Raw genomic sequence first — 24,007 nt, 5'->3', positions numbered from 1 at the left:
CGGTGACGGTGTGCCCATCGATCTCGAAACGTACGTCAAGGGTGTCCTCGCCGGGAAGCGGGCGGTCGTCGCGCGGGCGATCACCCTCGTCGAGTCCACGCGTCCCCAGCATCGGCGCCTGGCCCAGGAGTTGCTGACCGAGCTGCTGCCGTACAGCGGCCGGGCCCGCCGGATCGGTGTCAGCGGGGTGCCGGGGGTGGGCAAGTCGACGTTCATCGACGCGTTCGGCTCCCTGCTCACCGGGCGCGGTCACCGGGTGGCCGTGCTCGCGGTCGATCCGTCGTCGAGCCGCACGGGCGGTTCCATCCTGGGCGACAAGACCCGGATGGAGCGCCTGGCGGTCGATCCGGACGCTTTCGTGCGCCCCTCCCCCACGGCCGGCACGCTCGGCGGTGTCGCGAAGGCGACCCGTGAGTCGATCGTCGTCATGGAGGCGGCCGGGTACGACGTGGTCCTGGTGGAGACGGTCGGCGTGGGCCAGTCGGAGACGGCCGTGGCGAACATGGTCGACACGTTTCTGCTGCTGTCTCTGGCGCGGACCGGCGACCAGTTGCAGGGCATCAAGAAGGGTGTCCTGGAGCTCGCCGACGTGATCGCGGTGAACAAGGCGGACGGGCCGCACGAGCGGGACGCGCGGTCGGCGGCGCGCGAACTGTCGGGCGCGCTGCGGCTGATGCACGGCAAGGACGCCTTCTGGACGCCTCCGGTGCTGTGGTGCAGCGCCCGTGAGGAGAGCGGGCTCGACGAGGTCTGGGAGCGGATCGAGCAGCATCGCTCGCTCCTCGACTCGACGGGGCGGCTCGCCGAGCGGCGCCGTACGCAGCAGGTGGACTGGACCTGGACGATGGTCCGCGACGAGCTTCTCGGGCGGCTGCACGCCGATCCCGCGGTGCGGGCCGTGACGCCGGGTCTGGAGCGGCAGGTCCGCGATGGCGAACTGACCGCGACGCTGGCCGCGGAGCGGATCCTGGACACGTTCCGGGAGCGGGACGCGCACTGAGCTGCGGGCCGGCTCCGGTCGGCGCGTCGTCGCCCGGGCGGCCCGGTCACCCGGCCAGGCAGCAGTCGCCGCACTTTCCGCCGCCCGGCGCGCGGTAGAGGAGGCAGCAGCTGTTGCGGCGGAACGTCAGCCCGGGTCCGGTGATGCGGCCGGTCCCCCGCAGCCGGCCCGTCTCCAGCAGTTCCCGCGTCAGGCGGGTGAGCGGACCGCGCAGGGCGGGCCGGATGCGCAGCAGTTGCGCTGCCGAACCGACCAGCGCGGACGCGGAGTTGCCGGCCAGCAAGCCCGGCGCCACCTTCGTGGTGAGAGCGCTCTCGACGTCCCGCAGCACGCCGTCGACCTCCGCGTGGAGGGCTTCGGCGAGCGACGGCAGGCCCGCCGCGAGCCGTCCCCGCGGGTCCGTCAGACGCAGGTCCGTCGTGTCGCCCGACCACTCCGCGGCGCCCATCGCCGGCACGATCCCGTGCACGAGGGCGCAGGCGAGGACCGGCGACCACAGCCGGGCCGCGAGCCCCAGGTGCGCGACGGACACACCGACGCGCCTCTCGGTCGTCGCGAACCGCTCGTCGACCGCCTGGGCACGGGCCGCGAACCCGTCCCGGAGACCGCCCCCGTCGACGCGGACCGGATCCCGAGGTGCCCGGGGCACGGCGGATTCGAGGGCGAAGAAGCCGCCGAGCCGCGCCACGTCGCGCAGCGCCCGGGCGACCTGCTCCGGCCGGGCCTCCGTGGCGTTCACGAGGTGGCGGGGGCGCGGCGCGGCGGCTTGATGAGATAGAGATCGAGGATCTCGGGCCGGTCCGCCACGCCGGGTCCGCCCGCCCGCACCCAGTCCGCTATGTCCTCGGTGGCGTCCGGGTCGTTGACCAGTCCGAGCCACACCGGCCGGGCGCCTGCCGCCCGGCCCGCTGTGGACGGCTGCACGACGACGACGTTGGCCTGCTCGCAGACGTCCAGGCACTCGGAGATCCGTACCGGGGCGATCTGGCGCAGCCGCGCGGTCTGGGCCGCGTGATCGGCGTCGACCTTGACGGTGCCGCAGCAGCAGTCGCGGCACACCACCACCCGGCACGGGACCGTCCGGTCCCCGGTCGTCACGGTCTCGTCGGCGAGCCGTTCAGGCATGCCGTGTCCTTCCTCTCGCCGGGGAGTTCCGCCCCGGGGTGCTTCGAGGAGGCGACAGCGTGAGTCTCCTGGCTCTCGGGTCCGTGCTCGTCCCGGCCTTCCCGCCCGCGCGGGGCAGTGGCTCGTCGGGATCCGCTCGCCGATCACAGTGGCGGTACCGCACCGGATTCACACCGGTTTCCTCGGGCGGCTGCCGCCCATGTCCAGAGCCATCATGCCATCCGCCCCGGCCTCGCGACGGGCCCGAGGTCGCATCGGACGCCGCGCCCGGGAAAAGCCGCCGGAAATCCATGAACCGGTTGTTAATGTCCCCCCATGAAGAGGCGTCAACTGCTCGGTATGGCAGGCGTATCCGCGTTATCCGTCGTCACCACGGCCTGTGGAGGTTCCGGGTCGGACTCCGTACCCCGGCCCAAACTGAAGTTCGCCAACCCCGTGCGTATCCCACCCCTTCTGCATCCCGCTCCGGGCAAGGACGGCAGCCGCAGGTTCGCACTGACGCTGCAGACCGGGCGGACGGCCATCCTGCCCGGGAAGACCACCCCGACCTGGGGATTCAACGGCACCTTCCTGGGGCCGACGCTGCGCGCCACGCGCGGTGACACGGTGCGGATGACGGTCCGCAACCGGCTGCCGGAGACCAGCACCGTGCACTGGCACGGCATCCGGCTGCCCGCCGTGATGGACGGCGGCCCCCACCAGCCCGTCGAGTCGGGCGCCACCTGGACGCCGCACTGGACCCTGGACCAGCCCGCCGCCACCGCCTGGTACCACCCGCATCCGCACGGCGAGACCGCCCAGCACGTCTACAACGGCCTCGCCGGAATGTTCATCCTCGACGACGACACCCGGCCGGAACTCCCCTCCGACTACGGCGTCGACGACATCCCGCTGATCCTCCAGGACAAGAAGTTCGACGAGGACAACGCCTTCACCGGCCGCGTCCTCAAGGGCACCTTCGGCATCCTGGGCGACCACGTCCTCGTCAACGGGACCTTCGATCCACATCTGAAGGTGACCACCGACCACGTCCGGCTGCGCATCCTCAACGGCTCCAACGCCCGCATGTACAACCTGTCCTTCGCCGACAAGCGCACCTTCCACGCAGTCGCCACCGACGGCGGCCTGCTGCCCGCGCCCGTGCCGGTCAAGGAACTGGCGCTGACCCCGGGCGAGCGCGCCGAGGTGGTCGTCGCCTTCGAGCCGGGCGAGCGGGTGGTGCTGCGCACCGTGGACAACGGCGTGGACATCGCCGAGGGCGACCTCGATGTGATCAGGTTCGTCGCCGCGGCCACGCTGAAGCCGTCCCCGGCGCCGCCCGCCGTGCTCGCGGCGCGCGATGCGATCGTCCCCGCCGCGGACGCGCGGGTGCGGCACTTCGTCCTCAACGGCCATGACGCCATCAACGGCGAGGAGATGGACATGAGCCGCATCGACGAGGTGGTCCCGGCCGGAGCCGTCGAGATCTGGGAGGTCGAGAACAACGTCTACTCCCACAACTTCCACATCCACGAAGTGGCGTTCCGTGTTCTCTCCGTCGGGGACGGCAAACCGGCGGCGTACGCGGAAGGCCGCAAGGACACCGTCTTCGTCCCCGGCAAGAGCAAGGTCAGACTGGCCGTCAGATTCGGCACCGCCACCGACCCCAAGTGGCCGTACATGTACCACTGCCACATCCTTCGTCACGAGGACTCGGGAATGATGGGCCAGTTCGTCCTGGTCGAACCGGGCACCGAGCGCACCGTCAGCCGCACGCTGAAGATGCCCCACCATTAGGCCGCCTGAAGGGCAGTCGTCGTCGGGCCGGCCGTCGGTGGCGGATCGGCCCGACGGTGTCCTAGGCGGAGTCGGTGCGCCACAGTTCGTCCGGGTCGTCGCCCGCCGCGTCGAGGATGAGCCGGGCGTCCCGTTGGCCCAGTTTGATCGCCTCCCCGATGAACTCCGGTTCGAAGAAGAGGTAGCTGAGCAGTTCGCCCCGGCTCTGCCCCGGGCCCAGGAGCGCGGCGAGGAACATCAGGTCCGGGTTGGTCAGGCGGCGCAGGCCGCGGAAACTCGTGTCCAGGACGTATTCCGCCATGACACCGAGCTGATCAACCGGGCCGGGCATCGGCCCGCCGAAGAGGTACTCGACGACGGTGTACGGACGTCCACGCGGGCTGATCCCCTGCGCCCCGGACTCCAGCAGTTCGTCCACCTTGCCGAGCGTCCGCGTGTCCTCCACCATGCGATCGCCCATCAGACCGGTCAGGATCTGCGCGACGACGTCCTGGACGGACGGTGCCGACTCGTCCCCGCACTCCACGGGCCGGGGCAGGTCGCGCAGCGGTGTGGTGGCGACGATCACGACGCGGCGCGCGCCGAGCGAGATCGTCGGCTTGATGGGGGCGTTGAGGCGGACGCCGCCGTCCATGTACCAGCAGCCGGTCGGCCCGATCCTGACGGGCGGGAACGCCACGGGAATCGCCACGGACGCCATCACATGGTCCACGTCCAGGACGGTACGGGTGTAGTCCACCGCCCGGTCGGTGTCGGAGGCGGGCAGCCTGGCTGCCGCGGGGCCCTCGGCGAACACCTCCGTCCGCCCGCTGCCACAGGCCGTCGTGGCCACGGCGACGGCCTGGGCCGCGCCGTCGGCCAGGTTGGCGTGGAGCTGGTCCCAGTCGACCTTCGTCCGCAGGGTGGTCCGAAGCGGGCCCGTGTCGAGCAGTCCGGCCAGGGGCGCGCTGGACGGGTTCACGACACGCGTCACGCACTGCCGCAGGATCATGGGCAGCGCTGTCAGCACGAACGGCCTGAAGACCTCGTTCTTCGTCAGTCCCTGCCAGGCGGCGATCACTTCGTCGGCCGCCCGGGCCGCGGGCAGGTGGGCGAACGAGGCGAAGAGCACCGCGTTGAGCGCTCCCGCGCTGGTGCCGGTGAACAGCGTCGGACGCTGCCCCCACTTGTCGAGCTCCGGCAGCAGGGTCGCCAGCATGCCTGCCTCGTAGGCGCCCCGCGCCCCGCCCCCTGCCAGCACCACGCCGATGTCGGCGCCCGCCGACGACGGGGTGGCGGCTCCGTCCTCGGGCATCGCCCCTCCCAGGTCCACGTCGCACGGGTGCGGCCGCGGCACGTCTGCCGTGCGACTCGGGCCGCCTCGTCGATGCCACTACGCCCGGCGGATCGGTGCAACGGCGGAACCGGCCATGCCCGCCTCTCGCCGGGAGCCCACCGCACGCCGTGGAGCTAGAGCCTGCTCATCGAGGCCATCGCGTACAGAAGTTCGATGACGGCCGTGGGGTCGCCCTGCTGGCTCGCGGCCGCTTCCCGTGGTGCGAGATGACCCGCCGCGACCCGGCAGAACCCCACTTCGGGCAGGACGATGTGGCTGACGCAGTTGTCCGGGCCCGCCGGGCCGTCGGCGGCGTCCACCGGCAGATACCAGTCGCCCCCGCTCTCGCCCTCGATCTCCAGGCGGACGCTGCTCGGCGACGCTCCCGGCTGTGTGAGGGGCCGCGGCGGGGACGCCAGTCCCGCCTGCCTGCGCGCGGCCAGGATCGCCGGCAGCATCTGCACGGCGACCCCGATGTCGGTGGCGTGGATCCAGGTCTCGAAAGCCCTGTCGGGCAGGGCCAGGCGCAGGGGCAGGACGACGTCGTCGCCGTAGGGCACGGCGATGTCCGCGACCCCGTTGCCGCTGAACGAGCAGGTGCGGATCAGTTCGTAGGCGTGGTCCCGCCAGACCCGTCGGACGGTCCGGGGATCCTCGTCACCGGACGCGTCGGACGCCGTACGGTCCTGCTCCGTCTGCTGCCAGAGGGCCCTGGGCGCCCCGCACGGGGTCGGGCAGGCCGGCCATGCCCCCTCGGTTCTCTCCCCCCTGCTGCCGCACACATCAACGTACCCAGCCGGTGTTGTCGTGCGCCAACTCGCTTGCGCATGAACGGAATTGATCGAAGGGAGAGCCCGGATGGATCGCTCCCGACCCGTCCGTGACGCCGGGCGGAGATCAGTCGAGACAGAACTCGTTACCCTCGATGTCCTGCATCGGGATGCACGACTCGTTCTCCTCGTCGGCGTACAGGGTGCACACGTGTGTCGCGCCGAGCGCGACGAGTCGCCCGCACTCGGCCTCCAGGACGGCGAGGCGCTCGGCGCCGACGAGTCCGGTACCGACGCGCACATCGAGGTGCACGCGGTTCTTGACGACCCTGCCCTCGGGAACACGCTGGAAGTACAGGCGCGGCCCCTCGCCCGAGGGATCGACGCACGCGGACCACGCGTCCCGCTCCTCCTCCGGCTGCGCGTTCCTGAAGTCGTCCCAGGTGTCGAACCCCTTGGGCGGCCGGGGCATGACGTACCCGAGCACCTCGCACCAGAACCGGGCGACACGCTCGGGTTCCGCACAGTCGAAGGTGACTTGGAACTTCTTGATCGCTGACATCGGCGCACCATACCAACGGCCGACGCCCCACACATCCCAAAAAAAGAGCCCCGCTCCGGGGGACGGTGTCAGAGCCCCGCGAGGGTCGCGTTGAGCTGACCGGCGGTCAGGGCGGACGCGGGCAGGGGGAGTTCGGACGGGGCGGGGCGCAGGCCCGCCAGGAGCAGGGCCAGAGGGCGGCGCCAGGCCTCGGCCGTGGTCGCGGCGGTGAGCGCGGGGACGGCCCGACCCAGTGCGGCGAGGGCGAACAGGACGTCCTCCACGACGACATCGGGCCGGACGGATCCCTGCGTCTGCCCACGCCGCAGGAGTTCGTCCAGAGTCCGGTGGTTGTGCGCGTGGACGGCCTCCAGGGCGGCGACGCCCTCCAGGCTCGTGGTCATCAGGTCGTTCGTGCCGCGGTCCGCGGCGAGCACCGTGAAGACGACCTCCAGGTAGCCGGTGAGACCCGCCCACGCGTCGTCGGCCGCGCGGGCCTCGTCGCCGGCGGCCATCGTGCCGCTCAACTGGTCCCGGAAGACGGCGTCGACGAGGTCGGCGCGGCGTGCGAAGTGCCGGTAGAGCGTCGCGTTGCCCACGCCCGCGCGGCGGGCGACGACGTCGAGGGGCGCCGTGAGCCCCTGCTCCCGGAACACCTCGCGCGCGGCCTCGACGATCAGCTCGCGGTTGCGTCGCGCGTCCCGCCGCCGGTGCGCTGCCGCGCCGGGTGCACCGCCGGTCATGTCGTCCTCCTGCGTCGTTTCCCACCGAACATCCGGGGAGTGGTCCCCGGTAATGATGCTATCGTCTCGCCGAACCGGGGAGCACTCCCCATTTAGTGAGGGGTGAATCATGGATGAAGCGGACAGGGCTCTCGTACTGGGCGGCGGCGGGCCCGTGGGCGGCGCGTGGCTGGTCGGCGTCCTGGCCGGGCTGGCGGACGCCGGCTCCGATCCGGCCGACGCCGATCTGACGGCCGGCGCGTCGGCGGGAGCCGTCTTCGGCGCCCGGCTCCTGTCGGGCCAGTCCCCGCAGGAGCTGTACGAACGTCAGCTGGCCGGCGCCGACCGCGTCGACCTCGCCGTCACGACCGCCCAGACGCTGCGGTTCCTTCGGGCCGCCCTCGGAGCGAGGAATCCCGACCGTTCCGCGCGCCGCCTCGGCCGCGCCGCGCTCGAGGCGCGGACCGTCCCGGAGTCCGAAGTCCTCGACACGGTGCGGACGTTGCTGAACGGCGCGGAGGACTGGCCGGTGCGTCTCCTGCGTGTCGCGGCGGTGGAGGCCGCCACGGGCGAGCCGGACGCCTTCGACCGCGAGTGGGGCGTCCCCCTCGTCGACGCGGTCGCCGCGAGTTGCGCCGTCCCCGTGGTGTGGCCGCCGGTCACGGTGGCCGGTCGGCGGTGGATGGACGGCGGCAGCCGCGCGACCGCACCACTGGAACTGGCCCGCGGCCACCGGCGCGTCCTGGCCGTCGTCCCCCTGCCGTCCGCCGTCGGGCCGCACCCGCACGCCGCACGTCAGGCGGCCGCGCTCACGGCGGCCGGAAGCCACGTCACGCTCATCACGCCCGACGCGGCGGCACGGCGCGCCATGGGGCGGAACATGACCGCGGACCACCGCCGGGCGGACGCCGCCCGCGCCGGTCACGCGCAGGCCCGGGCGCTGGCCGCGTCCGGCACGATCGACGACCTCCTGAACGCCTGAACCCGCGCCGGAACCGAGCCCGAGTCGCCGGGCGGCGCGCCACGGACCACCGACACCACTCACGAGGGACGGCCCCATGCCATCGGCACCCACGCTGCAAGAACTGGCCCCCGCGGGGCACGACACGGCCCGCGATCCCCACCCCGTGTACGCGGCGCTGCGGGCGCGCGGACCGGTCCATCGTGTCCTCGTCCCCGGGAGCGGCGAGAGCTGGCTCGTCGTGGGCCGCGACGCGGCGCGCCAGGCGCTGTCCGATCCCCGGCTGAGCAACGACATCCGCCACTCGGCGACCTGGGACACCGACGGCGGTCACGCCCTCGGCAGGAACATGCTGCAGAGCGACCCTCCGCACCACACGCGGCTGCGCGGACTGGTCGCCGGACGCTTCACGCCCGGGCGGATCGCCGCCCTGCGCCCGCGGATCGAAGCCCTCGCGGACGCCCTTCTCGCCGACCTGCCCCGGCCGGGGACCGTCGACGCCGTGCACCGGTACGCACTGCCTCTGCCGGTCGCCGTGATCTGTGAACTCCTCGGGGTGCCCGAGGACGGGCGCGACGTCTTCCACGCCTGGTCGCGGGAGCTGGTGATGCCCACCTCGGAAGCGGCGGCGGCCGCGGCAGGCGCGCAACTGACGGACCTGATAGGCGACCTGCTGGCCCAGCGAACCGCCGCTCCCGACGGCACCCTGCTCAGTGAACTGGCCGGCGCCGGGCAGAACGGCGCCCTCGCGGCCGATGAACTTCTCGGGATGGTCTTCCTGCTGCTCGTCGCCGGACACGAGACGACCGTCAATCTGATCTCGGCGGCGCTGTTCAGTCTTCTCACGCATCCGGAGCAGCTGGCCCTCGTGCGCGCGGATCCCTCGCTGACGGCTGCCGCGGTCGAGGAGACGCTGCGCCTGCACGCTCCGGTCCATTCCACCGCGTTCCGGTTCGCCAGGGAGCCACTGGATCTTGCGGGGACGGCGATCCCGGCGGGCGACGCGGTCCTGGTCGCTCTGGCCGCGGCGTCCCGCGATCCCTCGCACTACACCGACGCCGACCGTTTCGACCTGCGTCGCACGGGTCCCGCGCATGTCGCGTTCGGGCACGGCCTGCATCACTGTCTGGGGGCGCCCCTGGCCCGCGTCGAGGCCGAGACGGCCCTGCGGCGCTTCCTCGCGCGGTTCCCGGCCGTCGCGCTCGCCACGGATCCGGCGACGCTGACGTGGCGCAGCAGCACGCTGCTGCGCGGCCTGACGGACCTTCCTCTGCGCCTGGGGTAGCAGGTACGCGGGAGGGTAGGCGCGGAGCCCTCCGAGCCGTGGCGGGGGTGGTGCGGAGGGGTGTTCAGCGCAGCGAAAGCGCGGCGGTGATCGTCTTGCCTGCGGGGCCGATCTCCACGTCCAGACGGGAGCAGAGCCGCTGGATCACCACCATGCCGTATCCGCCGGGGGTGCCCTTGCGCGTGCGGACCCGCTGCGGTGCGGTCCGGCTGGCGTCGCTGACCCGCACCAGGAACTCGTCGTCCGCCACGTCGACCTCCAGGCGGGTCACCCCGCCCGCGTGCACCAGGGCGTTGGTCACCAGCTCGCTGACCACGAGCAGCGCGTCCTCACTCAGCTGTCCGGCCCGGGCCCGTGGCAGTTCGCGGCCCGCCGCGGCCAGTGCCGCCCGGACCGCCACCCGGGCGTCCGCACAACTGATCTCCTCTGTCTCCAGTGCTTGAGCCGCGCTCATATCGACGTAGGTCCTTTCCCGTACATGTCGCACCTCGTGCCGCCACAGTTCTCGCTTTCCCCGCACCCGTCCGTCCAACACTCCCCCGTTCCCGGCCGCTGCGGACGAGAAAGGGGGATCTGCCGATCACACGCCCAGGAACCTGTGGGAAGGTCTGCGGATGGTTTCCGACAGACAGAGAATCGACGTCACCCGGCAGGACCGGGTGACCGTGGTCTCCTTCCGTGACGACATGGATCTCACGGACGAGGCCGAGGCCTACCTCGCCCTGTCCGGCGCGCGTGGGGACACCGGCACCACCGGTACCCTCCTCGACCTCGCCGGTCTCGCCTTCGCCGACAGCACGACGCTGAACGTGATCCTGCGCGCCTACAACGACCACCAGGCCGTGCCGAGGCCCTTCGTCCTGAGCGGCCCCTACCAGCCGGCCGTCGCCAGGCTCTTCGAGATCACCGGCGCCGGTGACGCGCTGGAGATGGCCGACAACCGCGCCGCGGGGCTGCGCCGCGTCCACGAACTCCAGGAGCGGCTGGGCAGCGACCAGGCCTCCACGCCCGACGCGCAGTGACCCCGCGAGCCGGGCCGGGGGACGGCTCTATCCTGCGCGGATGACGCATGAAACCGAACTGACGTCTCCCGTCGACCTGTGCCGGCCCGACGGACGGTTGAACCGGGACGCGGTCGGCTGGACCCGGCGCCCCCTGCACACCGCCAATCTGCGCGGCTGGGGGCGGGCGAAGCGCTGGGAGTACTGGGCCATCGTGACCCCGGAGCACATCGTCGGCGTCGTTGTGTCGTCCCTCGACTACGCCGGCGTGCACGGGCTGTACGTCCTGGACCGGGCGAGCGGGCGGGAGACGAGCACGGACGCGGTGGTGCCGTTGGCCCGGGGCGCGGCACTGCCCGTGCGCAGCGGTGACGGCGAGGTCCGGGCGCGGGGCGGCGGTCTCGAGATCAGGATCTCGCAGGCCGCGGACGGCTCCTCGATCCGTGCGACGGGCCCCGGTGTGCGGCTCGACGCGGAGGTGCCGCTGCCGCCGGGGCACGAGTCCCTCGGAGTGGTCGTGCCGTGGAGCGACAGACGGTTCCAGTACACCGTCAAGGACATCGGCCGGCCCGTGCACGGCACCCTGGCCCTGCACGGGCGGACCTACGAGCTGGGCGGCCCGGGATCGTTCGCCGCGCTGGATCACGGCCGCGGCAAGTGGCCCTACTCGGTCACGTGGAACTGGGCGGCCGGCGCCGGGCCCGACCGGGCGATCCAGCTGGGCGGCCGGTGGACCGACGGCACCGGCAGCACCGAGAACGCCCTGTTCGTCGACGGCCGCCTGCACAAGATCGGCGAGGAGCTGCGCTGGAGCTACGACCGCTCGGACTGGCTGGCGCCGTGGCACATCGGCGGGGAGCGGGCGGACATCCGCTTCCACCCGTTCCACGAGAAGGCCGCCCGCACGAACCTGGGCCTTGTCGCGAACGAGACCCATCAGTGCTTCGGCCGCTTCAGCGGCTGGGCCCGCACCGACGACGGCACCAGGACCGACCTCGACGGGCTGGTCGGCTGGGCCGAGGAGGCACGGAACCGCTGGTAGCGGACTGGGCCGTACGGGCGAAGTTCCTGACACCTCATCACATGAGGCACTGTCGCGTTGTCATACGGTCATGACGATCGAACTCATCGCCCGACGGCCCATGCCCTCCCACCCGCGCCGCAGCGACGGGCAGGCCCCCTTGCCCGCCCCCGGGGAACGCGCCTCGCTGCGCCGCGCCTGGCGGCTCACCGAGGAACAGGTGGCCGAGGCGTTCGGAGTGACGGCGGCGACGGTCCGCTCCTGGGAAGCCGGGCGGTCCGCCCCGCGGGGGCTGCGCCGGGCTGCGTACGCGGCGTTCCTCAGCGGGCTCGCGCACGGCCGGGTGCCGGAGCCTTCCGGCGGCAGCTCTCCCCCGTCCGGAAAGCCGGCCGCGCCCCGTGGTCCGCGCGGGCGGTCGGGCGGAGCCGTCGTGGAGACCCGCGCGGCGGTCGTGCTGCGCGGGGCGGCTCCCCCGGCGCCCGGTCGACCGGTGGGGCGGGCGCCCGATCCGGTGTCGCCCGCGCGGCTGCGCAGATTCCGCTGGGCGACCACGGCCGTGGGGACGTGGATCGTGATCTGCCATCTGCTGGCCACCACCCCTGTCCCCCATCCGTAGGCCGTGACGGTGATCCGGCGCCGGCCGGGTCAGAGGACGAAGACGCTCTGCGCCGTCTCGGTGTTGTACGTCTCGCCCGGGTAGACGAGCCATTCCACCTGCCCCGTGCAGTCGGGGCCGGAGTGGACCTCGGCGATGGCGTCGGTGTTGTTGACGATGGACGAGGGGAAGCGGTCGACGGCGTAGCAGCCGCTCGGATCGGCGTGGTCGACGCCGTTGACGACGAGGACGCCCTCGGCCGCGGAGGCCGGTTCCGCGGTGGCCAGGGTCGCCGCGGTCGCCAGTGCCCCGAGGGTCAGGGCCGTGCGTCGCATCATGGTGAGTCCTCTCCGTGGCGCGGGTCACGCGTACCGCCACCCGCCGTCATCACGGAACGTACCGGATCACGTACGTCGAGTGACCGGCGCACGGAAGTGATCGCCCAGGGGCGGAGTGCGCCGTGGCTCACCCGAGTGAAGTCACCGCCGCGCGCAACTGTTCCAGCGCCTCCAGCACGCACCGGGCCAGCTCCTCACCACCGCCGCGCTCCCCCTCGGACCACTGCGCGAGCCCCCGCTTGAACGCGAGCACGCCCAACTCCCCCGCGACGGCGGCGACCTCGCCGGGAATGCCGCGCTCCTCCAGGGCCGCGACCATCGCGGCCGCGATGCTGACGGTCTTGAGCGCGTCCCGCTCCTGGAGCTCCGTACTGGCGGCGACGGCGGCCTTCACCCGCGGGGCCAGCTCACGGTTCTGCGGTCCCATCGCGCCCGAAGCGCGCTCGAGGCCCGCGGCGACCGCCTCCAGCGGGCCCGCGTCGGCGGGCGCCTCGGCGATGCCCTCGACCAGCAGCCGGCTCAGGGTCTCCTGGCCGGCCACCAGCAGATCGCGCTTGTCGGGGAAGTGCCGGAAGAAGGTGCTCTTGGTGACCCCGGCGCGCTCGGAGATCTGCGCGACGGTCGTGGCGTCGTAGCCCTGCTCGGTGAACAGGTCGACAGCAGCCACGACGAGCCGTTCGCGTGAACCTGCTTCCCACCGAGCCATGCCGTCATCCTACGTGATGGGACTCTTGTCCCATCACCCGTGTACCGTGATGGGACAAGAGTCCCATCACTTTGAGAAGAGACCTCATGCGCGTCTTCGTCACCGGTGGCACCGGCCTGATCGGCTCCACCGTCGTCGCCGAGCTCCTCGGCAACGGCCACTCCGTTCTCGCACTCGCCCGCTCGGACAGGTCCGCGGCGGCCGCAGAGCAGGCCGGCGCACAGCCGCTGCGGGGCGGGCTCGCCGATCTGGACGTCCTCCGCTCCGGCGTCGCCCAGTCCGACGGGGTCGTCCACCTCGCGTTCAGCAACGACTTCAGCAGCCCCGAGGCCCTGGCCCGGGGCGTCGCGGAGGAAGGGGCCGCGCTCGCGGCCCTGGGCGACGCGCTCGTCGGCAGCGACCGGCCGCTCGTCACCGTCTCGGGGACGCCGGTCGCGGCGGGCCGCCCGTCCACCGAGGCGGACCCGCTGCCGACCGACGGGCCGGTCGGCGGCCGCAGCGTCGCGGTCATGCGGGCGCTCGGTCTGGCCTCGCAGGGAGTGCGCAGTTCGGCGGTGCGTCTGCCGCGCACCGTCCACAACGAGGGCACCGGCGGGTTCGCCGGTCTGCTCACCGGCATCGCCCGGCAGAGCGGGGTGTCCGGCTACCCGGGCGACGGCGCCCAGCGCTGGCCGGCCGTGCACGCGCTGGACGCGGCCGTCCTCTTCCGCCTCGCCCTGGAGCAGGCGCCGGCCGGAACCGCCTGGCACGCGGTGGCCGACGAGGGGGACGCCGTGCGGGACATCGCCGGGGTCATCGGGCGACGGCTCGGGCTGCCGGTCCAGTCGGTTCCGGCGGAGACCTACGGCCCGCTCGGCCCGGTCTTCGCGGCCGACCAGCCCTCCTCCAGCGCCCACACGCGCGAGGCGCTGGGCTGGGAGCCGAAGCATCTCGCCCTGCTGGCGGACCTGGAGAAGATCCAGCCCTGACCCGGTTCCGGTGGAGGGACCCGGCGGGCGGGTCCCTCCACGCCTACGCGTCGACGGTGGCGGGCTCGCGAGTGCGGGTGTCGGCGGCCGGGGCCAGCAGGATCGCACCGGCCACGAACACGAGGACCGCGACCATCGCCGAGCGCAGGCCGTAGTGGTCGCCCAGGAAGCCCAGGGCGGGCGGGCCGACCAGGAACGCCACGTAGCCGATGATGGCGACCAGGGAGACCCGGGCCGTCTGGTCGGGGCCCGAGTCACCGGCAGCGGACAGGGCCACCGGGAAGCCGAGTGAGGCGCCGAGGCCCCAGAACAGCACGGCGATCGCGGCCACGACGGCGCTGTCCGAGAAGATCACCAGGACCAGCCCGACGGCACCGGAGACGGCGCTCGCCCGGACGACCGCCACGCGTCCGAAGCGGTCGAGGAAGTAGGAGCCGCAGAAACGGCCCGTGGTCATCGCGGCGGCGAACCCGACGTAGACGAGGGATCCCGCCGCCGCGCTCAGGCCGTGGCCGTCGACCATGAGCAGCGGCAGCCAGTCGTTCGCCGCGCCCTCGGCCAGGGCCATGGCCAGCACGATGGCGCCGATCAGCAGCAGCCGGTGGTCCTTCCAGACCTGCGGCCGGGAGCTCCGCCCCGCCTCCGGCGCCGCCCGCTCCGCGCCGAGGCCGATGCCGGCGGGCACGGAGCGCAGCGCGTACAGCAGGAGCGCCGTGGCCGCCACCGCGACGGCGGCGAGATGCCAGTGGGCGGGGACGTCGGCGGCCGTGGCCGCCATTCCGGCGAGTCCGCCGATCACCGTGCCGAGGCTGAAGCAGCCGTGCAGGGTGGGCAGGACCGCCCGGCCGGTGATGCGCTCGACATCGGCCCCGTCCACGTTGATGGCCACCTCGCCCGCTCCCGTGCCCGCGCCGAACAGGCACAGTCCCGCGGTGACCAGGGGGGCGGAGGCGAGGACGCTGCCCGCTCCGACCACGACGACGGCCGCGACGATCAGCCAGGTGCCCAGGGCGATGACGGGCCGGGTGCCGTAGCGCGACACGAAGCGTCCGGAGCACAGGATGCCGGCCATGGCCCCGACGGAGAGACCGAAGAGGACGAGCCCCATCTGGGCCGTCGACACGCCCAGTTCGTCGCGCACGTCCGGGGTGCGGGTGACCCAGGAGGACATGGCGATGCCGTTGAGGAAGAAGAAGAGGTACAGGGCCTGACGGCGCCGGCGCACGGCAGGGTCTATCAACAGGGGCTCCGCGGGAGTTCGGAAAGAATGGACAGGCAGGCGACGCGTCCCGCCCCCACCGGGTATGCACAAATGTACATACCCGGTGGAGCGGAGAGAAGAGAAGGCGGACCAGGACGATGACCGGAAGCAACCGCGGCCCCAACGATCCCCAGCGGCGCGAGCGGATTCTCGACGCGGCCCTCGACGTCATCGCCGAACACGGCGCCATCAAGGTCACCTTCCGCCGGATCGCCGCGGCGGCCGGGGTTCCGCTCGGCTCGCTCACCTACTACTTCGACGACATGCAGCACCTGCTCACCGAGGCCTTCACCCGCCTCGCCGAGACCGTCTCCAGCCGCTACGGAGCGCTGCTGGCCGCGGCGCGCACCCCCGAGGAGGCCCAGGAAGCCGTCGTCGAGATCATCTGCGGCAAGGTCTGGGGCTCCGACCGCAATCTCCTGCTCAGCTACGAGCTGTACGCCTTCGCCACCCGTCACCCCGAACTCCGCGAGGTGATGCGCTCCTGGATGCAGGCCAGCCGCGACTCCCTCGCCCGGCACTTCGACCCGCTCACCGCCCGTGCCCTGGACGCCCTGGTGGAGGGCTTCTCCATCCACAACTCCGTCGACGCCCGTCCCACCGACCGCGCGGGCATCGCGGCCGTCGTCGGCGCCGTCGTCGCCCGCCCCGCCGCCTCCGGCGTCGTCTAGGGTCGACACCACGATGAACAGCAACAACGCCTCCTCCACCCCGCCCGCGAAGGCCGACAAGGCAAGCGTGCGGCGGCACAATCTGAGCCTGGTGCTGCGCACCGTCCACGACGAGGGCGAGGCGACCCGGGCCGGTGTCGCGGCGCGTGTGGGGCTGACCCGGGCGGCCGTCTCGTCGCTCGTCGACCAGCTCCTGACGGAGGGGTTCCTCAGCGAGTGGGGCAAGACGTTCAGCGGGCAGGCGGGCCGCCCCGGCACCGTCCTGAAGGTGGCCCGCAGCGGTCCCGCGGGGCTGGGTGTCGAGATCAACATCGACTACGTGGCCGTGTGCGTCGTCGATCTCGCGGGCACCGACCGGGTCCGCCTGGTCGAGCGGATGGACAACCGCGGCGCGGCGCCGGCCGCGGTCCTCAACCAGGCCGCACGGATCGCCGCGCGGGCCGTCGTCTCCGCCACGGAACAGGAACTGCGGCCGGTGGCGGCCGAGTTGGCGCTGCCCGGCCTGGTCTCCGGCGGCGCCGTGCGGCAGGCGCCCAACCTGGGCTGGAACCGGGTTCCGGTCGAGGGCCTGTTCGCCCAGGCCCTCAGCACGCTGCGGCCCGAGCACCGCGCCCTGCCCGTGAGCGCGGACAACGAGGCGAACCTCGCGGCGATGGCCGAGCTGTGGTTCGCCGCCGCGGACGACGACCGCGCGCCCGTGAACAGCTTCGTCTACCTCACCGGTGAGATCGGTGTCGGCGGCGCGCTGGTGCTGAACGGTCAACTGCTGCGCGGCGCGCACGGGTTCGCGGGCGAGATCGGCCATCTGGTGGTCGATCCCGACGGGCCGCCGTGCAGTTGCGGCGCGCGCGGCTGTCTGGAGCAGTACGCGGGTCAGGCGGCGCTGCTGCGGGCGGCGGGCCTGGACGAGAAGTCGGGCGCGGCGGGTGTCGCGGAGCTGGAGGCGAGGGCACGGGCGAGCGAGCCGCGCGCTCTCCAGGCACTGGAGGATGCCGGGCGGCGGCTCGGCCGGGTGCTGTCCGGGGCGGTGAACCTGCTGGACCCGGACGCGGTGATCCTGGGCGGCGCCTTCCGGGAGCTGAAGCCCTGGCTGGCACCCGCCGCGGACGCGGAGCTGACGGCGCGGGTGGTGTCGGGCCTGTGGACGCCCGGCAGCGGACGGCTGCGGGCCTCGTCCTCGTCGGGCGACGCCGCGCGCGGCGCCGCGGCCCGCGTGGTCCGCGACGTACTCGCGGACCCGGCGGCGTACGCGGAGCAGACGACGGACTGAACGGCGGGCCCGCGGGGCGGCCGACCACCGCCGGGGTCGGGGGCCCGGCGCGACCTGAACGGTGTCCTCGCTCGCACCCCCACGCCGACCGACCACCACCGCCGGAGCCGGGGCGAAGCCTCGCGCCCGCATACCGCCCAAGCCCAGGGCCAAGCCGCGCAGCCCCGGACGGCGACCTCGCCACGCGTCCGCGCACCGGACGACCACCGCCCAGGCCCGGGGCGAAGCCCCGCGGTCCCGGCGCGGCCTGAACGGTGGCCTCGCTCGCACCCCCACGCCGGCCGACCACCACCGCCGGAGCCGGGGCGAAGCCTCGCGCCCGCATACCGCCCAAGCCCAGGGCCAAGCCGCGCAGCCCCGGACGGCGACCTCGCCACGCGTCCGCGCACCGGACGACCACCGCCCAGGCCCGGGGCGAAGCCCCGCGGTCCCGGCGCGACCTGAACGGTGGCCTCGCTCGCACCCCCACGCCGGCCGACCACCACCGCCGGAACCGGGGCCAAGCCTCGCGGCCCCGGACGGCCACCTCGCCACGCGTCCGCGCACCGGACGACCGCCGCGGAGAACCGGAGCAGAACCTCTCGGCTCCGGCGCGGACTTCACCGCCAGCCCTCCCCCTCGCCCGCACACCCGTCGTCCACCGCCAGGCCCGCCGGAGCCTCGCGGTTCCGGTCCGGCCCGGACGGCGGGCGGTTCTCGCGCTCAGGCGATGTTCTCCTGCAGCCGTGCCACGTTGGCCCGCACGTCGCCCTTGGACAGATCGCTGCCGATACTGACGGTGAAGGCTCCGGCGGCGAGCCACTGTGCGGCGTTGTCGACGCTGACGCCACCGGTGGCCATGATCCGGGCGCCGAGCAGGACGGACAGCAGCGACTTCAGGTAGCCGGTCCCGCCGATGTTCGCGGGGAAGAGCTTCGCCACTCCGCGCCCGGCGGCGATCCGCAGTTCGCTCGGGGTGAGTCCGCCCTCGACCAGGAGGCGGCCCGCCGCGTCGGCCACGGGCCGGACCTCGGGGACCTGGAAGGGGCTGACGAGGAAGTGCGCCCCGGCCGCGAGGGCCCGCTCGGCGATCTCGGGCGAGGTGACGGTGCCCAGGCCCAGGGTGACCTCGGGCGCGTCGCGCGACCAGGTCTCCACCAGCTTCTCCCAGCCGGGGGTCGTGGCCGTGAACTCGAAGGCGGTGATGCCGGACTCGACCAGGGTGCGGGCCATCCGGTCGGCCGCGTCGGCGCCTGCCTCGCGGACGGTCGGCGTGACACGGGCCAGCCGCAGCCGGTCGATGACGTCGGGGACGGCAGGGACGGCGGGGTTCATCGGTGTCTCCGTACGGTGCTGGGTCATGCCGGGGCCGCGATGCGCGCGAGCGCGTCCAGGGTGGACTCGGCGTCGGTGCCGCTGGCGCGCAGCACGATGGCGTCGCCGCAGCGGATGTTGAGCGTCATCAGCGACAGGACGCTGCGGGCGGGGACCTCGGTGCCGTCCTCGCGGGCGACGGTCACCTCGGCGGAGGCGCGGGCGGCGGTCTGGGCGAACGCGGCGGCGGGGCGGGCGTGCAGCCCCGCCTCCTCGGTGACCACCAGTCGGCGCTCGACGACGGTCATCGGGTTCCTCCTGCGAGCAGTGCGGTCAGCCGGTCCACGAGCTGGTCCTCCTCGTCGGGGCGGAGCGGGCGCGGATCGATCAGCAGTCGACCCGTCACGGCGAGGTGGTCCCTCAAGTGGACGCCCGAGGAAGCGAGTTCGGCGGCGAGTCCGGCCGCGTCACGGCCGGCGGCCGCCGGGTCCACGGTCAGTTCGGTGCGGTGGATGGCGCGGCCGGCCTCGTCACCGACGACCCGGGTCGTGATGCCGGGCAGGTCGGAGAGGCGCGCGGCCAGCTTCTCCATGCGCTCCCGGTGCCCGCCGGGCTCGGCGGTGCCGTAGTCGCGCAGTGCCTGGACGAGACCGAACAGGGTCTCCTTGCCGACCTTCATGGGGCGGGCGATGCCGCCGTACTGGGCGCGGCAGGCGGCGATCCGCGCGGCGCTGCCGCAGATCATGCCGGAGGCGGGTCCGCCCACGGCCTTGCCGCCGCTGTAGACGACGAGGTCGGCGCCGGTGGCGGGCCAGCGCCGCAGGTCCTCCTCGGCGGCCGCGTCGACGATGACGGGGATGCCGTGACGGCGGCCCACCTCGATCGTCTCCGCGAGGGAGACCATGCCCTTCTGCACGGCGTGGTGGGACTGGACGTAGAGGAGGGCGGCCGTGCGTGGTCCGACGGCGCCGGACAGGTGGTCGGCGGTGACCTTGTTCGCGGAGCCGACCTCGACGGCGCGGCCGCCGCCGAGCGCGATCATCTGGCGGATCGGGGCACCGAAGTAGACGGAGTGCCCGCGCGGCAGGATCACCTCGCACGGCGCGTCGCCGGGGTCGGGCAGCGCCTCGACGCGGCTCACGTCGGTGCCCGCGATCACGGAGGCGACCGCGATGGCGACGCCCGACGCGGCGCCGGTGGTGGGACAGCCGGCCTCGGTGCCGGTGGCGCCGGCGATCTCCCGGCCGACGGCGTCCAGCAGGTCGTCCATGACGACGTGCTGGCGGGCGGCGTCACCCATGGCGGCGATGACGCCGTCGCCGAGGACGCTGCCGCCGAGGGCGGTCATCTTGCCGCTGGCGTTGATGGCGGGCGGGACCCCGAGGTCCTGATGGAGGGTGGGCACACGGTCTCCTTGCGCTGCGGGTACGGGAGCGGGGGCGGTCACTTGCCGGGGATGGGGAAGAAGAGCCCGGCGAGCATCGCGCCGATGATGGCGCCGCCGGTCAGCGGCTTCTGCCACTTGTAGAAGAGGAGGGCGCCGATGGTGGAGCCGAGACCCACGGGCAGGGACGCGGTCGCGGCGGAGATGATGACGAGCGGTCCCAGATAGCGTCCGGCCGAGTTGCCGGCCCCCATCATCACGTCGGCGCCGAAGGTCGAGGTGCCGCCCGTGGAGTTCACGGTGGCGCGGCGGATCACGATGATGGCGATGCCGATCAGACCGCCGAGCAGCGCGCCCACCGGGACCGCGAGCCAGAAGTGCTGGAGCGGAGCGGTGAAACCGGCGCCGAGGAGCATGGCGGGGATCCCGATGCCCACGCCGGTCTGCAGGGACCCTCCGATGTCGAGGATGCCGACCATGGGGCCCTCGATGATGCGGGCGAACAGGAAGCCCGCGCCGAACGCCGCGGCGGCGCCGTAACTGCCGTTCTCCATACCGGCCTTGAGCATCGAGGCGACGGCGACGTCGTTGAACACCCCGGTGTCGTAGACGTAGTAGAGGTGGGTGCCGGTGAAGATGCCGGCGGCCAGGCAGGCCACGAAGACGGGGAAGGCCCACTCGGCCAGCCAGAAGCTGTGCTCGCCCGGCACCCTGCTCAGGAAGCCGCCCTTGGTCTCGGGCTCGCCGGAGTTCTGCGCGGGTATGCCGCCCGCGGCGGCGGTGGATGTGTCGGTCATGTCGCTGCCTGCCTCACTGGGGCTTGGTACCGGTCGCGTCGTGGAACTGCATGAGCCAGTGCGGGATGTGCACCTTCATCTGCTCCAGCAGGGTGAGGTCGACGCCGCGCAGGAAGGTGCTGGCCACGAACAGCACGATGACGACGCCGGCCAGCGCCTTGGTGACCTTGGTCCAGCCGAGGTCGTCGACGCCCTTGGCGATGACGATGCCGAGCACGATGCCGGGGACCGCGTTGCCCATCACGAGGTGGCCGAGCCCGCCGAGGACGGTGCCCCAGGCTCCGGCGCGGCGGCCCGCGTCCACGGCCGCCATCCAGAAGATGATCGGCATGACGGGGTTGATCAGCCACTCCGAGGCCGGTCCGAGCACCTGGGCCGCAACTTCCTGGAGGGAGTGCGGAATCGAGGCGGCCGTCGTGTTGAGGAGGGTGACCAGGAGCATGCCGACGACGGTGCCGGTCAGCGCCATCCGGCGCGGGTTGTGCAGCGTCGCGTCGAGGTTGCGGTTCTTCGCCATGGCGACCGCCGCCGACCAGTGCGGCACGATGCGGTGGTCCACGTCGGAGGTGAGCGCGCCGGTTCCGACCGCGCTCGACCAGGCGTTGAAGAGGAAGCCGAGCCCGAAGGAGAAGTGGGCGACGGGGTCGTTCTGACAGGCGTTCAGCTCGCCCAGGGTGCGGAAGGCGCCCATGCCCTGGACCTTCGGCGCGTGGAACATGCGGGCCACGCCCGCGCTCGCGCCGAAGCCGATGAGGCCGCCGATGACGAGCGACTCCAGGAGGACGGTGAGGGTTTGGTTCATCGGGTCACCTCATGTGCAGGGCGTGCTGGAGCGACGAGAGCCGCTCCTCGCGCACCGTGAAGTCGACGGCGTCCAGGTCGAGTGAGGCCACCTGGACCTCGACGCGCAGCGTGATCTCGAAGCGCTGACGGGTGCGAGGGAAGAGCAGGCCGAGGAACCGCTCGGTCCAGCGGTGCTCCACCGCGGACACCACGTCGAGTTCCAGCGGTTCCACGCGGAAGTTGACGCCGTCCGTGCGCTTGGCGACCTCGGACTGGACCTGTCCGATGGCGGTGGCGAACGCCTTCTCCCGGGTGGGGCCCGAACCGCTGAGCCGCAGGGTGTGCCGGGACTGCTTCACGAGGCCTCCTTGGCGAGCTTCTTCAGCAGCGCCTCGGTGACCTTGAAACCGAGCTCCTCGCTGTCGAGGAAACCGAAGCCGAGAACGGTGCGGCCCTGCTCCACGGCGGTCACGCCGGCCTGCGCCGAGCGCATGCCGAACTCGATGTCGTGGCCGTACTTGGCCTTGGCGGTGACGGCTCCGGCGCCGCCGCTGCCGCAGAAGGAGATGCCGAGCTGCGCGCCCTCGGCGTCCATCACGTCGCCCACCTTCATGTCGGCGCCGGGACCCGGGATGAGGACGGGCTCGCCGCCCGCGGCGCGTACGCCGTCGGCGACCGCCTGGCCCTTGCCGAGCCGGTGTCCGATCACGATCTTGACTGTCATGGCGGTGCTCCCTGGTGTGTCGGTCATGCCTGAGGTGTCATGCCTGCTGACTGGTCTGGTGCTGGAGCTGTGCCGCCGCCTCGAAGTGCAGGGCGAGCAGCAGGACTTCGGTGTCGCGTGCGGCGAATCCGCGGGGCGCGCAGTAGGCGTCGACGAGGGTGCGGACGGCCGCCATGCGGCCCGGGGCGATCTCCGAGCTGAGTTCGTCGTCGAGCGCGTCCAGGTGCTCGTCCGCGCGGACCCGCCGGACGAAGGCGAGGGCGTGCACGGCGAGCGCGAGCGAGCGGACGTCGTCGAAGCCGATGCCGCAGGTCTCCGCGTAGACCTGGGCGAGCGGCAGGAAGGCCGTCAGGTCGGCGCGGTCCGCGTCGGTGACGGGGCAGGCCGAGTCCCCTACGGTCGTCGCGAGTCGCTCGATGAGGGGGGTGGTCATGCACGGGCCTCTCGGTGGTTCGGTCGGTGGTTCGTGGCGTACGGGGCGCGCGTGCCGGGCTTCGTCGGGCCGCGGGCGAGCGCCGGTCCGTACGGCGCTCAGGTGGCGCTGCCGACGGGCAGCGGTCGTCCGGCGCGTACCGCGGTGACGGCGGTCAGGCGGGTGGTGCCGGTGCGGGTGGCGCCCTCGGCGTCGGTCAGCGTGACGGGTCCCTCGGTCAGCCGCAGCAGCGTCAGGTCGGCCTCGGACCCGGGCCGCAGGGTGCCCAGCTCGTCCTCCATGCCCACCACTTGAGCGGCGTGCAGGGTCGAGCAGCGGATCGCCTCGTGCGGGGTCAGACCGAGGGCGACGAGTTTGGTGAGGGTGTCGACGAGCGAGTGCACCGGGCCTTCGACGTTGCGGTGGTGCAGGTCGGTGCTGATGGTGTGCGGGGTGAAGCCCGCCGCGAGGGCGCGTGCGGCGGTGGCGAAGCTGAGGCTGGCGCTGCCGTGTCCGATGTCGAGGCGGACGCCGCGGGCCACGGCGGCGCGGGCCTGGGGTTCGCTGCCGAAGAGGCCGCCGGGTTTGCCGTGGAAGGCGTGGGTGACGACGTCTCCCTCGCCGAGCAGGTCGAGTACGTCGCCGAGGTGCGGCGGTTCGTTGCCGACGTGGACCATGACGGGCACGCCGACCCGCGCGGCCACGCGCTTGGCCGCCCGCAGCGGGGCGAGCCCGGAGTCGCCGAGGACCGAGGCGCTCATCCGGATCTTGATGCCGCGCACCCGCTCGGGGTGGGCGCGCAGCAGCTTCTCCGTGGCCGCCTCGTCGATGTCGTCGGGGCCGTGGCTGAGCTCCTGCCGCCCGTGGACCAGGCCGTGCCGGGAGATGTTGAGCCAGCTCAGGACGCGGGTGGTGGCCGGGCCGACAACGTTATCGACGAAGTCGTCCCAGTGGTCGCTGCCGCAGCTGCCCGCGTCCACCACGGTGGTGACGCCCTGGCGCACCCCGATCTCGTCGGCGGCCACGCCGAGATAGGTGCCGGGTGCGTAGACGTGTGTGTGGAGGTCGATCAGGCCGGGGGCGACGAGGAGCCCGGAGGCGTCGAGCGTCTCCTCTCCGGCGAGGGTGCCGGGGGCGCCGACGGCGGCGATCCGTCCGTCGCGCACGGCCAGGTCCCCGGGGACGGGTGCGGCCTGCAGGGGATCGGCCAGCAGACCACCCGCCACGACGAGATCGAATCGTTGCGGATGCACGGAGGAAGTTCCGTGTCCAGCCATGGACGGCCGCC

The 24,007-nt window shown here is 73.0% G+C and carries 29 protein-coding genes and 1 riboswitch; of the genes, 10 read left to right on the top strand and 19 right to left on the bottom strand.

Annotated elements, in window-relative coordinates; genetic code table 11:
- The first annotated feature begins 10 nt into the window (after positions 1–10).
- Positions 11–1,000 (top strand): methylmalonyl Co-A mutase-associated GTPase MeaB, encoded by a 990-nt coding sequence (gene meaB, locus ABZ930_RS01260; RefSeq protein ID WP_361539493.1) that lies wholly within the window; start codon positions 11–13, stop codon positions 998–1,000.
- Between the two features lie 46 nt (positions 1,001–1,046).
- Here meaB and ABZ930_RS01255 read toward each other — a convergent pair whose 3' ends face one another.
- Both ABZ930_RS01255 and ABZ930_RS01250 read right to left on the bottom strand, forming a co-directional pair.
- Positions 1,047–1,739: a (2Fe-2S)-binding protein gene (locus ABZ930_RS01255; protein WP_361539490.1), complete on the bottom strand. Its 693-nt coding sequence runs from the start codon at positions 1,737–1,739 to the stop codon at positions 1,047–1,049.
- Positions 1,736–2,125: a (2Fe-2S) ferredoxin domain-containing protein gene (locus ABZ930_RS01250; protein WP_361539487.1), complete on the bottom strand. Its 390-nt coding sequence runs from the start codon at positions 2,123–2,125 to the stop codon at positions 1,736–1,738. Before ABZ930_RS01250 ends, ABZ930_RS01255 begins: the two co-directional genes overlap by 4 nt.
- A gap of 61 nt (positions 2,126–2,186) precedes the next feature.
- Positions 2,187–2,309: riboswitch (cobalamin riboswitch) on the bottom strand.
- Between the two features lie 251 nt (positions 2,310–2,560).
- On the opposite strand from ABZ930_RS01250, the gene ABZ930_RS01245 reads away from it, so the two are divergent.
- Positions 2,561–3,901, top strand: coding sequence for a multicopper oxidase domain-containing protein (locus ABZ930_RS01245; RefSeq protein ID WP_361539484.1), 1,341 nt, complete (start codon positions 2,561–2,563; stop codon positions 3,899–3,901).
- 61 nt (positions 3,902–3,962) lie between these two features.
- On the opposite strand, the gene ABZ930_RS01240 is transcribed toward ABZ930_RS01245, so the two are convergent.
- From ABZ930_RS01240 to ABZ930_RS01225, 4 genes are all read right to left on the bottom strand, one after another.
- Entirely contained in the window at positions 3,963–5,195 is a 1,233-nt protein-coding gene (locus ABZ930_RS01240) for a patatin-like phospholipase family protein (RefSeq protein ID WP_361539481.1), read from the bottom strand.
- A gap of 155 nt (positions 5,196–5,350) precedes the next feature.
- Complete coding sequence (locus ABZ930_RS01235) at positions 5,351–5,998, bottom strand: hypothetical protein (RefSeq protein WP_361539479.1); 648 nt, start codon at positions 5,996–5,998, stop codon at positions 5,351–5,353.
- A gap of 115 nt (positions 5,999–6,113) precedes the next feature.
- Complete coding sequence (locus tag ABZ930_RS01230; protein ID WP_361539477.1) at positions 6,114–6,548, bottom strand: VOC family protein; 435 nt, start codon at positions 6,546–6,548, stop codon at positions 6,114–6,116.
- A 68-nt stretch (positions 6,549–6,616) separates the two neighbouring features.
- The gene (locus tag ABZ930_RS01225) at positions 6,617–7,270 is read right to left on the bottom strand and encodes a TetR family transcriptional regulator (protein ID WP_361539474.1); all 654 of its coding nucleotides are present in this window, start codon (positions 7,268–7,270) and stop codon (positions 6,617–6,619) included.
- 109 nt (positions 7,271–7,379) lie between these two features.
- Between ABZ930_RS01225 and ABZ930_RS01220 the strand changes: the two genes are divergently transcribed.
- Together ABZ930_RS01220 and ABZ930_RS01215 are read left to right on the top strand one after the other, a co-directional pair.
- Complete coding sequence (locus tag ABZ930_RS01220) at positions 7,380–8,231, top strand: patatin-like phospholipase family protein (protein WP_361539471.1); 852 nt, start codon at positions 7,380–7,382, stop codon at positions 8,229–8,231.
- Positions 8,232–8,307: 76 nt separating this feature from the next.
- Positions 8,308–9,495, top strand: a complete 1,188-nt coding sequence (locus tag ABZ930_RS01215; RefSeq protein WP_361539468.1) for a cytochrome P450 — start codon at positions 8,308–8,310, stop codon at positions 9,493–9,495.
- 64 nt (positions 9,496–9,559) lie between these two features.
- On the opposite strand, the gene ABZ930_RS01210 is transcribed toward ABZ930_RS01215, so the two are convergent.
- Positions 9,560–9,949, bottom strand: coding sequence for an ATP-binding protein (locus tag ABZ930_RS01210; protein WP_361539465.1), 390 nt, complete (start codon positions 9,947–9,949; stop codon positions 9,560–9,562).
- A gap of 160 nt (positions 9,950–10,109) precedes the next feature.
- On the opposite strand from ABZ930_RS01210, the gene ABZ930_RS01205 reads away from it, so the two are divergent.
- From ABZ930_RS01205 to ABZ930_RS01195, 3 genes are all read left to right on the top strand, one after another.
- A complete protein-coding gene (locus tag ABZ930_RS01205) occupies positions 10,110–10,517 on the top strand; it encodes an STAS domain-containing protein (RefSeq protein ID WP_361539462.1) in 408 nt (135 codons plus the stop codon).
- A 40-nt stretch (positions 10,518–10,557) separates the two neighbouring features.
- The gene (locus tag ABZ930_RS01200; RefSeq protein WP_361539459.1) at positions 10,558–11,538 is read left to right on the top strand and encodes a DUF2804 domain-containing protein; all 981 of its coding nucleotides are present in this window, start codon (positions 10,558–10,560) and stop codon (positions 11,536–11,538) included.
- Between the two features lie 70 nt (positions 11,539–11,608).
- Entirely contained in the window at positions 11,609–12,133 is a 525-nt protein-coding gene (locus ABZ930_RS01195) for a hypothetical protein (RefSeq protein ID WP_361539456.1), read from the top strand.
- A 29-nt stretch (positions 12,134–12,162) separates the two neighbouring features.
- On the opposite strand, the gene ABZ930_RS01190 is transcribed toward ABZ930_RS01195, so the two are convergent.
- Positions 12,163–12,450: a hypothetical protein gene (locus ABZ930_RS01190; RefSeq protein ID WP_361539454.1), complete on the bottom strand. Its 288-nt coding sequence runs from the start codon at positions 12,448–12,450 to the stop codon at positions 12,163–12,165.
- A gap of 127 nt (positions 12,451–12,577) precedes the next feature.
- Positions 12,578–13,156: a helix-turn-helix domain-containing protein gene (locus ABZ930_RS01185; RefSeq protein ID WP_361539451.1), complete on the bottom strand. Its 579-nt coding sequence runs from the start codon at positions 13,154–13,156 to the stop codon at positions 12,578–12,580.
- Between the two features lie 86 nt (positions 13,157–13,242).
- Between ABZ930_RS01185 and ABZ930_RS01180 the strand changes: the two genes are divergently transcribed.
- Positions 13,243–14,124, top strand: a complete 882-nt coding sequence (locus ABZ930_RS01180; protein WP_361539448.1) for an NAD-dependent epimerase/dehydratase family protein — start codon at positions 13,243–13,245, stop codon at positions 14,122–14,124.
- Positions 14,125–14,167: 43 nt separating this feature from the next.
- Here ABZ930_RS01180 and ABZ930_RS01175 read toward each other — a convergent pair whose 3' ends face one another.
- Positions 14,168–15,364 carry an MFS transporter gene (locus tag ABZ930_RS01175; RefSeq protein WP_361539445.1) on the bottom strand — a complete coding sequence of 399 codons (1,197 nt, stop codon included), beginning with the start codon at positions 15,362–15,364 and terminating at the stop codon, positions 14,168–14,170.
- A gap of 119 nt (positions 15,365–15,483) precedes the next feature.
- Between ABZ930_RS01175 and ABZ930_RS01170 the strand changes: the two genes are divergently transcribed.
- Positions 15,484–16,056, top strand: a complete 573-nt coding sequence (locus ABZ930_RS01170) for a TetR family transcriptional regulator (RefSeq protein WP_361539442.1) — start codon at positions 15,484–15,486, stop codon at positions 16,054–16,056.
- 13 nt (positions 16,057–16,069) lie between these two features.
- Complete coding sequence (locus ABZ930_RS01165) at positions 16,070–17,326, top strand: ROK family transcriptional regulator (protein ID WP_361539439.1); 1,257 nt, start codon at positions 16,070–16,072, stop codon at positions 17,324–17,326.
- Positions 17,327–18,028: 702 nt separating this feature from the next.
- On the opposite strand, the gene ABZ930_RS01160 is transcribed toward ABZ930_RS01165, so the two are convergent.
- The 9 genes from ABZ930_RS01160 to ABZ930_RS01120 form a co-directional block, all read right to left on the bottom strand.
- Positions 18,029–18,640, bottom strand: a complete 612-nt coding sequence (locus ABZ930_RS01160) for a bifunctional 4-hydroxy-2-oxoglutarate aldolase/2-dehydro-3-deoxy-phosphogluconate aldolase (RefSeq protein WP_361539436.1) — start codon at positions 18,638–18,640, stop codon at positions 18,029–18,031.
- A gap of 23 nt (positions 18,641–18,663) precedes the next feature.
- Positions 18,664–18,927 (bottom strand): HPr family phosphocarrier protein, encoded by a 264-nt coding sequence (locus tag ABZ930_RS01155; RefSeq protein WP_361539433.1) that lies wholly within the window; start codon positions 18,925–18,927, stop codon positions 18,664–18,666.
- Entirely contained in the window at positions 18,924–20,024 is a 1,101-nt protein-coding gene (locus ABZ930_RS01150) for a DgaE family pyridoxal phosphate-dependent ammonia lyase (protein WP_361539430.1), read from the bottom strand. The genes ABZ930_RS01155 and ABZ930_RS01150 overlap by 4 nt, the downstream gene beginning before the upstream one ends.
- Before the next feature lie 38 nt (positions 20,025–20,062).
- Positions 20,063–20,800, bottom strand: a complete 738-nt coding sequence (locus ABZ930_RS01145; RefSeq protein ID WP_361539427.1) for a DUF4310 family protein — start codon at positions 20,798–20,800, stop codon at positions 20,063–20,065.
- A 13-nt stretch (positions 20,801–20,813) separates the two neighbouring features.
- Entirely contained in the window at positions 20,814–21,602 is a 789-nt protein-coding gene (locus ABZ930_RS01140) for a DUF4311 domain-containing protein (protein ID WP_361539424.1), read from the bottom strand.
- A 4-nt stretch (positions 21,603–21,606) separates the two neighbouring features.
- Complete coding sequence (locus ABZ930_RS01135; RefSeq protein WP_361539421.1) at positions 21,607–21,942, bottom strand: DUF4312 family protein; 336 nt, start codon at positions 21,940–21,942, stop codon at positions 21,607–21,609.
- Positions 21,939–22,307, bottom strand: coding sequence for an SFCGS family glycine-rich protein (locus ABZ930_RS01130; RefSeq protein ID WP_351454398.1), 369 nt, complete (start codon positions 22,305–22,307; stop codon positions 21,939–21,941). The genes ABZ930_RS01135 and ABZ930_RS01130 overlap by 4 nt, the downstream gene beginning before the upstream one ends.
- 37 nt (positions 22,308–22,344) lie before the next feature.
- Entirely contained in the window at positions 22,345–22,740 is a 396-nt protein-coding gene (locus tag ABZ930_RS01125; RefSeq protein ID WP_361539417.1) for a hypothetical protein, read from the bottom strand.
- Between the two features lie 98 nt (positions 22,741–22,838).
- Positions 22,839–23,972 (bottom strand): amidohydrolase/deacetylase family metallohydrolase, encoded by a 1,134-nt coding sequence (locus ABZ930_RS01120; protein WP_361539414.1) that lies wholly within the window; start codon positions 23,970–23,972, stop codon positions 22,839–22,841.
- Positions 23,973–24,007 lie beyond the last annotated feature (35 nt).

This window comes from Streptomyces sp. NPDC046716 (assembly GCF_040645755.1).
GTDB lineage: Bacteria > Actinomycetota > Actinomycetes > Streptomycetales > Streptomycetaceae > Streptomyces.
The sequence above is the reverse complement of the archived record's forward strand: the minus strand, read 5'-3'. Positions and strand labels throughout refer to the sequence as shown.

Bases quoted from the DNA above. Each gene is read 5' to 3' on its own strand.
- ABZ930_RS01205 (WP_361539462.1), top strand. From the start codon at position 10,110: ATGGTTTCCGACAGACAGAGAATCGACGTCACCCGGCAGGACCGGGTG.
- ABZ930_RS01140 (WP_361539424.1), bottom strand. From the start codon at position 21,602: ATGAACCAAACCCTCACCGTCCTCCTGGAGTCGCTCGTCATCGGCGGC.
- ABZ930_RS01215 (WP_361539468.1), top strand. From the start codon at position 8,308: ATGCCATCGGCACCCACGCTGCAAGAACTGGCCCCCGCGGGGCACGAC.
- ABZ930_RS01130 (WP_351454398.1), bottom strand. From the start codon at position 22,307: ATGACAGTCAAGATCGTGATCGGACACCGGCTCGGCAAGGGCCAGGCG.
- ABZ930_RS01190 (WP_361539454.1), bottom strand. From the start codon at position 12,450: ATGATGCGACGCACGGCCCTGACCCTCGGGGCACTGGCGACCGCGGCG.
- ABZ930_RS01145 (WP_361539427.1), bottom strand. From the start codon at position 20,800: ATGACCGACACATCCACCGCCGCCGCGGGCGGCATACCCGCGCAGAAC.
- ABZ930_RS01165 (WP_361539439.1), top strand. From the start codon at position 16,070: ATGAACAGCAACAACGCCTCCTCCACCCCGCCCGCGAAGGCCGACAAG.
- ABZ930_RS01160 (WP_361539436.1), bottom strand. From the start codon at position 18,640: ATGAACCCCGCCGTCCCTGCCGTCCCCGACGTCATCGACCGGCTGCGG.
- ABZ930_RS01210 (WP_361539465.1), bottom strand. From the start codon at position 9,949: ATGAGCGCGGCTCAAGCACTGGAGACAGAGGAGATCAGTTGTGCGGAC.
- ABZ930_RS01240 (WP_361539481.1), bottom strand. From the start codon at position 5,195: ATGCCCGAGGACGGAGCCGCCACCCCGTCGTCGGCGGGCGCCGACATC.
- ABZ930_RS01155 (WP_361539433.1), bottom strand. From the start codon at position 18,927: ATGACCGTCGTCGAGCGCCGACTGGTGGTCACCGAGGAGGCGGGGCTG.
- ABZ930_RS01170 (WP_361539442.1), top strand. From the start codon at position 15,484: ATGACCGGAAGCAACCGCGGCCCCAACGATCCCCAGCGGCGCGAGCGG.
- ABZ930_RS01180 (WP_361539448.1), top strand. From the start codon at position 13,243: ATGCGCGTCTTCGTCACCGGTGGCACCGGCCTGATCGGCTCCACCGTC.
- ABZ930_RS01250 (WP_361539487.1), bottom strand. From the start codon at position 2,125: ATGCCTGAACGGCTCGCCGACGAGACCGTGACGACCGGGGACCGGACG.
- ABZ930_RS01185 (WP_361539451.1), bottom strand. From the start codon at position 13,156: ATGGCTCGGTGGGAAGCAGGTTCACGCGAACGGCTCGTCGTGGCTGCT.
- ABZ930_RS01220 (WP_361539471.1), top strand. From the start codon at position 7,380: ATGGATGAAGCGGACAGGGCTCTCGTACTGGGCGGCGGCGGGCCCGTG.
- ABZ930_RS01125 (WP_361539417.1), bottom strand. From the start codon at position 22,740: ATGACCACCCCCCTCATCGAGCGACTCGCGACGACCGTAGGGGACTCG.
- ABZ930_RS01230 (WP_361539477.1), bottom strand. From the start codon at position 6,548: ATGTCAGCGATCAAGAAGTTCCAAGTCACCTTCGACTGTGCGGAACCC.
- ABZ930_RS01225 (WP_361539474.1), bottom strand. From the start codon at position 7,270: ATGACCGGCGGTGCACCCGGCGCGGCAGCGCACCGGCGGCGGGACGCG.
- ABZ930_RS01195 (WP_361539456.1), top strand. From the start codon at position 11,609: ATGACGATCGAACTCATCGCCCGACGGCCCATGCCCTCCCACCCGCGC.
- ABZ930_RS01200 (WP_361539459.1), top strand. From the start codon at position 10,558: ATGACGCATGAAACCGAACTGACGTCTCCCGTCGACCTGTGCCGGCCC.